The sequence below is a fragment of the Bacillus sp. JJ722 genome (assembly GCF_036963345.1).
In the GTDB taxonomy this organism is placed as follows: Bacteria; Bacillota; Bacilli; order Bacillales; family DSM-1321; genus Bacillus_AD.
The window spans coordinates 1-7,741 of the sequence record NZ_JBALMO010000151.1 but is presented as its reverse complement, the minus strand read 5'-3'; the positions used below and the strand labels follow the sequence as shown (position 1 = coordinate 7,741).

The following is a 7,741-nucleotide window of genomic DNA, read 5'->3' as shown; positions in this document are numbered from 1 at the left end:
AGGACTTAACCACAATTTTGTTTGGAAAAACACTTCTGTTATCTAGTTTTGAGAGAGTGAAAAAATCTCTTGAAAAATCATGAGAATATATTATAATAGTATATGTCTTTGATGATTCGTCTGCTTTCGAAAGAGACAGACAGCAATCTTCTATCTGGTAATGATGGCGAAGAGGTCACACCCGTTCCCATTCCGAACACGGAAGTTAAGCTCTTCTGCGCCGATGGTAGTTGGGGGTTTCCCCCTGTGAGAGTAGGACATTGCCAGGTTCTTATTGATCCGCAGTAGCTCAGTGGTAGAGCACTCGGCTGTTAACCGAGCGGTCGTAGGTTCGAATCCTACCTGCGGAGCCATAATACGGAGAGCTGTCCGAGAGGCCGAAGGAGCACGATTGGAAATCGTGTAGACGGTTAACCACTGTCTCAAGGGTTCAAATCCCTTGCTCTCCGCCATTTAACTTTCTAAAACAATCTGGCCCGTTGGTCAAGCGGTTAAGACACCGCCCTTTCACGGCGGTAACACGGGTTCGAATCCCGTACGGGTCACCAATTATTTTATCTTATGGAGGATTAGCTCAGCTGGGAGAGCACCTGCCTTACAAGCAGGGGGTCGGCGGTTCGATCCCGTCATCCTCCACCATATATTATCGTCGCGGGGTGGAGCAGTTCGGTAGCTCGTCGGGCTCATAACCCGAAGGTCGCAGGTTCAAATCCTGTCCCCGCAATATTAAGTGGTCCCGTGGTGTAGCGGTTAACATGCCTGCCTGTCACGCAGGAGATCGCGGGTTCGATTCCCGTCGGGACCGCCATTTATTACATAGTTTTGGCTCAGTAGCTCAGTCGGTAGAGCAAAGGACTGAAAATCCTTGTGTCGGCGGTTCGATTCCGTCCTGAGCCACCATTTGCCGGTGTAGCTCAGTTGGTAGAGCAACTGACTTGTAATCAGTAGGTCGAGGGTTCGACTCCTTTCGCCGGCATATTTTCTATCATTACATAGTGGAGGGGTAGCGAAGTGGCTAAACGCGGCGGACTGTAAATCCGCTCCTTAGGGTTCGGCAGTTCGAATCTGCCCCCCTCCACCATTTTTTCCTTTAATAGGGGCATAGTTTAAAGGTAGAACTACGGTCTCCAAAACCGTCAGTGTGGGTTCGATTCCTACTGCCCCTGCCAATATTATATTTTCACTATAGTGGCGATTGTGGCGAAGTGGTTAACGCACCTGATTGTGGTTCAGGCATTCGTGGGTTCGATTCCCATCAGTCGCCCCTTTTTAATCATAAATAAGTGATACACAACATATATTTATAATAGATGGGCTATAGCCAAGCGGTAAGGCAACGGATTTTGATTCCGTCATGCGAAGGTTCGAATCCTTCTAGCCCAGCCATTTTTGCGGAAGTAGTTCAGTGGTAGAATACAACCTTGCCAAGGTTGGGGTCGCGGGTTCGAATCCCGTCTTCCGCTCCATCTATATATATCGGCGGCATAGCCAAGTGGTAAGGCCAAGGTCTGCAAAACCTTTATCCACCGGTTCGAATCCGGTTGCCGCCTCCAAATTTGCCGGTGTGGCGGAATTGGCAGACGCGCACGACTCAAAATCGTGTTCCGTAAGGAGTGTCGGTTCGACCCCGACCACCGGTATCTTATTACGAACAATCAAATACGATAATATCAACGTTCTCTGTACGATAGAGGACGTTTTTTGTTTGCGTAAAACTATACGACCCCTTTAAAAATATCGTACGCGGTCAATCGTGTGCACTGTCGCTTGTAAATCGAAATTAGGAGCGATAACAATGGCGCGTAGAAATAATAATCTTAACCCCACCGAAATTAATGTCGTTGCAACCGACGTTATCCCCGACAAGTTAGAATTTGAGGATTTACTTAAGTATTTCCTTGAAGACGCAAACTTGCGCAATTTAAGACCTCATACAATCACATACTATTCCAATGAATTAATATCGTTTAGAAAGACGTTGGACGAGCTAGGCATTGAAACGCAGCCCTCTTCGATAACAATAGACGATATAGAAGAAGTCATATTACATATGAAGGACGTAAAGCAATCTAAGATTGGCGCGATAAATACGAGACTACGTGCCGTACGTGCTTTCTTTAACTTTGCGTACAAACGTAATTATATCAGCGTCAATCCGTGCGTATCTCTAAAACTATTACGCGATAGAAGGCAAGTAGTAGAAACGTTTTCGCGCGATCAACTTAATAAGATACTTAAGGCGCCCGACTTGCGTACTTTTGTAGGTGTTCGCGATTATACCTGGATGTTACTTCTCTTAGAGACTGGCGTTAGGGTTTCGGAGCTCGTCGGAATTGAAGTGGCTGATATTCGTTGGGAAGATTCGATGATTCTCATACGGAAAACGAAAGGGCATCGCGAAAGGTTAGTACCATTTCAGGCGAAGATGAAAGCGCAGCTTAAAAAGTACCTTAAGATACGGGGAACTTGCGAAACAGACGCGCTATTTGTGACTTTAGATAGCACGCCGTTATCTAAACGGCAAATACAAAATCGACTATCAGCATACGGAGAAGAGGCGAAGATAAAAAACGTTAGATGCAGTCCACATACATTCCGTCATACTTTCGCGAAACTTTGCGTAAAGCAGGGCGCAGGCATATTCGAATTACAACAAATCCTCGGACATACTTCGATGGAAATGGTTCGAATCTACGTTAATTTATTTAGTGATGACGTAAAGGACAAGCATAAGGAGTTTTCTCCGTTAAAGTATCTATAATAATACAAAATAAAAGAGCGCCGATTGTTGGAAGCAATCGAACGCCCTACCACTTAGTCATGCCTATGACTTAAATACAACTGAATAGGAATTAACCTATCAATCCCTTTAATTATAAAATTTTTGAAAATAAAATTCAAGGGTCTAGTTTATTATTGTCTTTTTTAGGTAATTCCCTTGTGAGTAGCCGTTAAGCACAAGTAAATAAATTACGTCAGGTATTGATCCAGCCGTCGCGATAAATGGATATAGGTAACATATGAGCATTGCCCTATTTATGCTTGTTACTGAATGGTGCGAACGACCATTAACGGTTCGGTGGATTGATAGGGGCGTAATGCCCGCAAGATGATTCGAAAGTAACCAGTTGTACCTTACGGAGTCCCGATAACAAAGGGTAACGGATTAAGTATTGGACAAGCCAACGCGTAACAATACGGGCTGAGTGAAACTGTATGGGCTATCTCTGACAGTAGGATCATTGGTTTAATTACCACGACAAATAGGGTGTTACAAATACGGATTCCATAACCCGATATACAAAAGTGCAGTTGCTTGTCTATGTTCACTCGATATTTTTTGTCGGTTGAATGTAGGCAACAACTATGCCCAAAGCCGTTGTCCATACCACTCAACCAAAAGTAAAAGTTTCGATACAGTAAGTCAAGCTTTTGTTGCTAATTACATACCGAAATAATCATCCGGAACACTTTCACCGATTTCCTTCAGTGCTTTTTTAATCTTACTAACAGTTTCATACTTCGGTACATAATCACAATCGTTACACAATCGCGAAATAGTACGTCTACTTAATCCTGATAATTGTTCAACTTCAAACTGCGATATTTCTTTACGATCAATCCACCTACCAAATTTAGTTCGTTTTTTACCGAGTCCAAATAACGAAAACATGGACAAACCTCCTTTTAAGACAAGGCTCGTCAAGTTCGATACTTTTTATACATAAATTAAAAAAGTAACATAACGGACAAGCAGCGCACCATACCTTTATTCCATAGAGCATTCCGTTCAAATATTCCGTTTAAATTGCTGTCACGGAAAAAGATACGGAATAGTAAAAAGCTAGATATCGCGAGGGTTAGGTTCAATATAAAACCTTCCGTTTAAGTGGAACTATTTCTTCGAAATAAGGGGCGGTGTTGCGTGTATGTTATTGGAGCTTTTAAGTAGTACGGTTGCAGCTGGAGTTACGGCTTGGGCTACGCTTCATGTACGAGGCTCGACGGACGAGTGTCGTAAGATTGCACAAATATGTTACCTCGCAGGACTATCCGATAAGGACGACGGCAAAGCTAAACCATTACGTCCATTACGTAGATCAAAGCGCGATTGGGGCATGGAGTACGTTTATAAGTTCCCATTAGGCTTAAGTTTTGACGACTTTAAGTGTAAATTAGGGGCGCTATCTGACGGCTTAAATAGTCGCCAGTACGTAGACATTAAGTCATTTCTTCGCGAGGTATCTAAGCTACAATTCAACGGAAAATGGGTGGCAGAAGTCCGCCAGCTATTAAAGGATAAGCGAGGCGTGCGTAAGACTATTGAACTGGACTATGACGGTGCTTTAATTGTTCGCGTATATGATTCAGTGCTAACGGATCGCTTCGATTATGGCGCAAGTTTGTTCGATAAGCTGAACGGTTGGGAGATACCTGTCGGTACAACGCTAACGAAATTAATTAAACATGACTTCGATAAGCACGCTCATGTAGTTGTCGCGGGAATGACCGATTACGGTAAGTCCGTTTTCCTAAAGAATATCATAACAACGTTAGTAGCTCGTCAAACAAAGCATTTAAAGCTATTTCTCGTAGATTTAAAGGGAGGGCTTTGTTTCAATCGTTTTCGCGGACTGGAACAAGTGCATGGCGTCGCTAAGAACGCAGATGAGGCGCGTAAGATATTAACGGAAGCACAGTTGCGAATGGAGAAAGTAATGCAATACCTCTTATTAAACGGTTTTGAGGACGTAAAGGAAGCCGGAATAAATGAAAGATTCTTTGTAGTAATCGACGAAAGTGCCGATATTGCCAGCGATACAATTTGCCAAGAAATCATAACCGATATTGCAAGGCGTGGCAGGGCGGCAGGCTTTCGTTTAGTGCTCGCGACACAATATCCGACCAATGAAACGCTTAAATCTCAAGTCCGGCAAAATATATCGGCGCAAATATGCTTCAAGTTGAAAACGGAAATAGCTAGTCGTGCGGTGCTAGACGAAGGTGGCGCAGAAAAATTGCCTCTTATTCAAGGGCGCGCGATATATAGGACTGATAGAAAAGTGATCGTACAAACTCCGTATATAAGTAACTCGTTTATTGACGAAACCATCAAGCCTCATGTAACGATTCGTAGTCGAAGGGAGGGCGGATTTAATGAAAAAGCAGCAACGTCAGGAGAACATCGCCTTGTCATTGAAGAAGCTTAGTTTTTTAAGTCGTAGCCAGCTCCAAATACTACACAGACTCGGAGGCGAGCGTAATGCTAATCGTATACTTGGAGATATGAGCCAGTACTTAAATTCGGTACGACTGCACGAGAAAGTCTACTATTTGAACTCGGAGGGACGCGCGCTAGTTGGTTGCGAGAAGGTATTTAAGAAAACGGGACAGATACGTCACTACTTACTACGTAATGCCTTGTATATCGCGTATGGATGCCCGTCTACTTGGCGAAATGAAGTTAAGCTCAGCGTGCCTAATGAGGTTACGGTAATACCCGACGCTCTATTCGAAAGTGATGGACGTTATGTAATAGTAGAAGTAGATTGCACGCAAAAGATGGCCGTTAATCGCGAGAAGGTAAGAAGGTACCGCCAGTTGATCGCACTCAACGTATTTAAAAAGCCACCTGCGTTCATTTGGATAACGGAAACAGATTATAGGCAAAAGCAGTTGACGAAGCTCTGCGAAGGTTTGCAAGTACGTGTTCATTTGGCGAAGGATTTTAACTTATAGGAGGCGGTTTGTGTGTTCGGAAGGAAAACGGAAGTTATGACGATTAAAGAGTTTATGGCGGGGAAAGAAAGGGCGTCAATTGTGAGGTTCAACGTGAACTTCACCAAACCATTAATCACACGAAAGCAGGCGACTAAATTACTCGTAGTCACTGGCGCTACTCTACTTTCGTTAGGCTTTGGCGATGTTAGTTTCGCAGCAGCAGGCGCAGTCAATGCAGCGATAACCGAGCGCGTCGTCAATGCGTTTGATCCTCTTATCGCGTTAGTGCAGGCGTTAAGCTATCCGATAGGACTTACGGTTATGCTTTGCGGAGGAATTTTCCTTATGCTCGGTAACGCGGACAGAGGGCTGACGATGATACAGCGTGCGGGCGCGGGGTATATCGCGGTTCAATTGCTGCCGTTACTTATGGATTTACTCGTGGAAATTGCGAAGGCGTTGTGAGGCGGGCTAAGTTTAACTTAGGGCGAATTTTCAATCGGGGCATTTTCCCCAGTTGAAAAACAAAAAGGCGTACCGTCATTGGTCGCCTTCTTTTTCGTATATAAATTCGATTATGTCGTCAATCTTGTATGTTTTATTAATACCCTTCTTGATAGCTACGTCGTTTATAACTTTTAATAATGCCTCGATAGTCGCTAACTCTAGACGCTTAGTCTTTCCGTTATATAAATCTTGTACTGTCGCAGGTCTGATTTTCGCTTCTACAGCTAGATTGTTACGCGTAATATCTAGTTCTGATAATACCTCATCTAATTTAAAGTTAAAGTTTAATTCAGTCATGTTGATCGCCCCGTTCATTATATTTATCACTATTATATATTCTTTTACGTCTCAAGTCATACTTTTAATTAAAATAATTATCATTTTTTACAAATAACTATTGACGTACTACTCCAGAAGTTATATTATAAGTACAAGAGTTACACTTCAGAAGTTAAACTTCAAAAAAGTAAACTTAGGAGGAGTTTTAATATGAGAGCGAAAGAAGTTTTTATAATTTATATTGGGGATGGCAAGGTATTCCCTAGCGAAATCCAGCGAGGCGCCTTAATAGGAAATAGCACTGTTTTCGTGTTGGACGATGAAGGCGCATCATTGTTTACCTGCGAGCCTACAGTAAGTGACCGCCACGTTATCGTTGACTTGGATAATGATAGCTACGATGTGTTAGACGGCAATGAAGAACTGATTCTCGATATTATGTGTGGAACGGATAAGTGGGGCGTACGTTTACGGTAATCTCAATCACGAAAGGTGGATGATTTATTATGGATCACGCAATTAACGCATTAATGCCGTTTTATGAAATCGAACTTGAGTATGTCGCAGAGGAACTTAGTAGCGGGCAGTACGCGAAACTAAGCGAATGCCCGTCGTACCAATCAGCTAAGGCGCTGTTAGACGCGATAAGACGTATGGAACGTTATTACTACGGCGAGGCAAAAACGATGAGTATTCGAGATGAAATGGAATGGCGCCAATGAAACTCGAGCGTAAGGACGTAATCTTCATCGACGCACGCGATCCGGACTACGAGCCGGAAGTTACTCGCGATGTAATGGTTATAAACGGCACAATAACGTTAGAAATATACGACGACGGCGGAGGTTACTTCGAGTGGGTGTTTCGTGAGATAACTGGCGAATCTGACGGAATAACTGAGGTTAATATGGACGGCGGCAAACGTTCATGTTTCACGGCAAACCTCGGCGGCAATGCTGGCATCGTTGCTGAAATTTTAAAAATGTCCGTTTTAGATTTCGCGAAACTAATGATGGAAAATGGGAGGGGCCCGAAATGAATTTACTGGACGTGCAAGTTACGCTAGAAGGTCCGACGCTTTGGTTTGTCGCGATATGTACAATTTACGCGATATTCAAACTGTCGACAATCAGCGCAAAATAAAAGCCCATCCAATGTAGTACGGCAATGCTACGGACAGACGATTCTTAGAAAATTAAGTTAATTATATTATAACGTAGGGAAGGCTCTTAGG

General features: G+C 43.3%; 9 protein-coding genes, 15 tRNA genes and 1 rRNA gene. 23 read left to right on the top strand and 2 right to left on the bottom strand.

The window, feature by feature from the left end; all coding sequences use genetic code 11:
- Positions 1–153: 153 nt before the first annotated feature.
- The 17 genes from rrf to V7014_RS17780 all read left to right on the top strand — a co-directional run bounded on the left by rrf (position 154) and on the right by V7014_RS17780 (position 2,761).
- A 5S ribosomal RNA gene (gene rrf, locus V7014_RS17860) occupies positions 154–269 on the top strand.
- Between the two features lie 9 nt (positions 270–278).
- Positions 279–353 (top strand) — tRNA-Asn (locus V7014_RS17855).
- Positions 354–359: 6 nt separating this feature from the next.
- Positions 360–452: transfer RNA gene (locus tag V7014_RS17850), tRNA-Ser, on the top strand.
- A 21-nt stretch (positions 453–473) separates the two neighbouring features.
- A tRNA-Glu gene (locus tag V7014_RS17845) sits at positions 474–548 on the top strand.
- 15 nt (positions 549–563) lie between these two features.
- Positions 564–639, top strand: a tRNA-Val gene (locus tag V7014_RS17840).
- Between the two features lie 11 nt (positions 640–650).
- Positions 651–724, top strand: a tRNA-Met gene (locus V7014_RS17835).
- Between the two features lie 8 nt (positions 725–732).
- A tRNA-Asp gene (locus V7014_RS17830) sits at positions 733–808 on the top strand.
- Positions 809–824: 16 nt separating this feature from the next.
- Positions 825–900 (top strand) — tRNA-Phe (locus tag V7014_RS17825).
- 3 nt (positions 901–903) lie between these two features.
- Positions 904–976: transfer RNA gene (locus V7014_RS17820), tRNA-Thr, on the top strand.
- Positions 977–997: 21 nt separating this feature from the next.
- A tRNA-Tyr gene (locus V7014_RS17815) sits at positions 998–1,081 on the top strand.
- A 14-nt stretch (positions 1,082–1,095) separates the two neighbouring features.
- A tRNA-Trp gene (locus V7014_RS17810) sits at positions 1,096–1,169 on the top strand.
- A gap of 22 nt (positions 1,170–1,191) precedes the next feature.
- A tRNA-His gene (locus V7014_RS17805) sits at positions 1,192–1,264 on the top strand.
- A gap of 47 nt (positions 1,265–1,311) precedes the next feature.
- A tRNA-Gln gene (locus V7014_RS17800) sits at positions 1,312–1,386 on the top strand.
- Positions 1,387–1,391: 5 nt separating this feature from the next.
- Positions 1,392–1,466 (top strand) — tRNA-Gly (locus V7014_RS17795).
- 12 nt (positions 1,467–1,478) lie between these two features.
- Positions 1,479–1,553, top strand: a tRNA-Cys gene (locus V7014_RS17790).
- Positions 1,554–1,558: 5 nt separating this feature from the next.
- Positions 1,559–1,640, top strand: a tRNA-Leu gene (locus tag V7014_RS17785).
- A 155-nt stretch (positions 1,641–1,795) separates the two neighbouring features.
- Positions 1,796–2,761: a tyrosine-type recombinase/integrase gene (locus V7014_RS17780; RefSeq protein WP_335508843.1), complete on the top strand. Its 966-nt coding sequence runs from the start codon at positions 1,796–1,798 to the stop codon at positions 2,759–2,761.
- 681 nt (positions 2,762–3,442) lie between these two features.
- On the opposite strand, the gene V7014_RS17775 is transcribed toward V7014_RS17780, so the two are convergent.
- On the bottom strand, positions 3,443–3,673 hold the full coding sequence (locus V7014_RS17775) for a helix-turn-helix domain-containing protein (protein WP_335508841.1): 231 nt from the start codon (positions 3,671–3,673) through the stop codon (positions 3,443–3,445).
- Between the two features lie 598 nt (positions 3,674–4,271).
- Here V7014_RS17775 and V7014_RS17770 point away from each other — a divergent pair.
- Genes V7014_RS17770 through V7014_RS17760 form a run of 3 tightly spaced genes read left to right on the top strand, consistent with a single transcriptional unit; the run spans position 4,272 to position 6,186 of the window.
- Positions 4,272–5,210, top strand: coding sequence for an FtsK/SpoIIIE domain-containing protein (locus tag V7014_RS17770; protein WP_335508840.1), 939 nt, complete (start codon positions 4,272–4,274; stop codon positions 5,208–5,210).
- A complete protein-coding gene (locus tag V7014_RS17765) occupies positions 5,158–5,739 on the top strand; it encodes a replication-relaxation family protein (RefSeq protein ID WP_335508838.1) in 582 nt (193 codons plus the stop codon). The genes V7014_RS17770 and V7014_RS17765 overlap by 53 nt, the downstream gene beginning before the upstream one ends.
- Positions 5,740–5,751: 12 nt before the next feature.
- Complete coding sequence (locus V7014_RS17760) at positions 5,752–6,186, top strand: hypothetical protein (RefSeq protein WP_335508836.1); 435 nt, start codon at positions 5,752–5,754, stop codon at positions 6,184–6,186.
- A gap of 75 nt (positions 6,187–6,261) precedes the next feature.
- On the opposite strand, the gene V7014_RS17755 is transcribed toward V7014_RS17760, so the two are convergent.
- Positions 6,262–6,525 carry a helix-turn-helix domain-containing protein gene (locus tag V7014_RS17755; protein WP_335508835.1) on the bottom strand — a complete coding sequence of 88 codons (264 nt, stop codon included), beginning with the start codon at positions 6,523–6,525 and terminating at the stop codon, positions 6,262–6,264.
- 192 nt (positions 6,526–6,717) lie between these two features.
- Here V7014_RS17755 and V7014_RS17750 point away from each other — a divergent pair, with 192 nt between their 5' ends.
- From V7014_RS17750 to V7014_RS17740, 3 genes are read left to right on the top strand one after another with little or no spacing between them, the layout of a single operon-like run.
- Complete coding sequence (locus V7014_RS17750) at positions 6,718–6,984, top strand: hypothetical protein (RefSeq protein ID WP_335508833.1); 267 nt, start codon at positions 6,718–6,720, stop codon at positions 6,982–6,984.
- 29 nt (positions 6,985–7,013) lie between these two features.
- Positions 7,014–7,229 carry a hypothetical protein gene (locus tag V7014_RS17745; RefSeq protein WP_335508831.1) on the top strand — a complete coding sequence of 72 codons (216 nt, stop codon included), beginning with the start codon at positions 7,014–7,016 and terminating at the stop codon, positions 7,227–7,229.
- A complete protein-coding gene (locus V7014_RS17740; protein WP_335508829.1) occupies positions 7,226–7,546 on the top strand; it encodes a hypothetical protein in 321 nt (106 codons plus the stop codon). The genes V7014_RS17745 and V7014_RS17740 overlap by 4 nt, the downstream gene beginning before the upstream one ends.
- The last annotated feature ends 195 nt before the right edge of the window (positions 7,547–7,741 follow it).

Coding starts and splice junctions, on each gene's coding strand:
- V7014_RS17780 (WP_335508843.1), top strand. CDS start 1,796: ATGGCGCGTAGAAATAATAATCTTAACCCCACCGAAATTAATGTCGTT.
- V7014_RS17775 (WP_335508841.1), bottom strand. CDS start 3,673: ATGTTTTCGTTATTTGGACTCGGTAAAAAACGAACTAAATTTGGTAGG.
- V7014_RS17765 (WP_335508838.1), top strand. CDS start 5,158: ATGAAAAAGCAGCAACGTCAGGAGAACATCGCCTTGTCATTGAAGAAG.
- V7014_RS17755 (WP_335508835.1), bottom strand. CDS start 6,525: ATGACTGAATTAAACTTTAACTTTAAATTAGATGAGGTATTATCAGAA.
- V7014_RS17750 (WP_335508833.1), top strand. CDS start 6,718: ATGAGAGCGAAAGAAGTTTTTATAATTTATATTGGGGATGGCAAGGTA.
- V7014_RS17745 (WP_335508831.1), top strand. CDS start 7,014: ATGGATCACGCAATTAACGCATTAATGCCGTTTTATGAAATCGAACTT.
- V7014_RS17740 (WP_335508829.1), top strand. CDS start 7,226: ATGAAACTCGAGCGTAAGGACGTAATCTTCATCGACGCACGCGATCCG.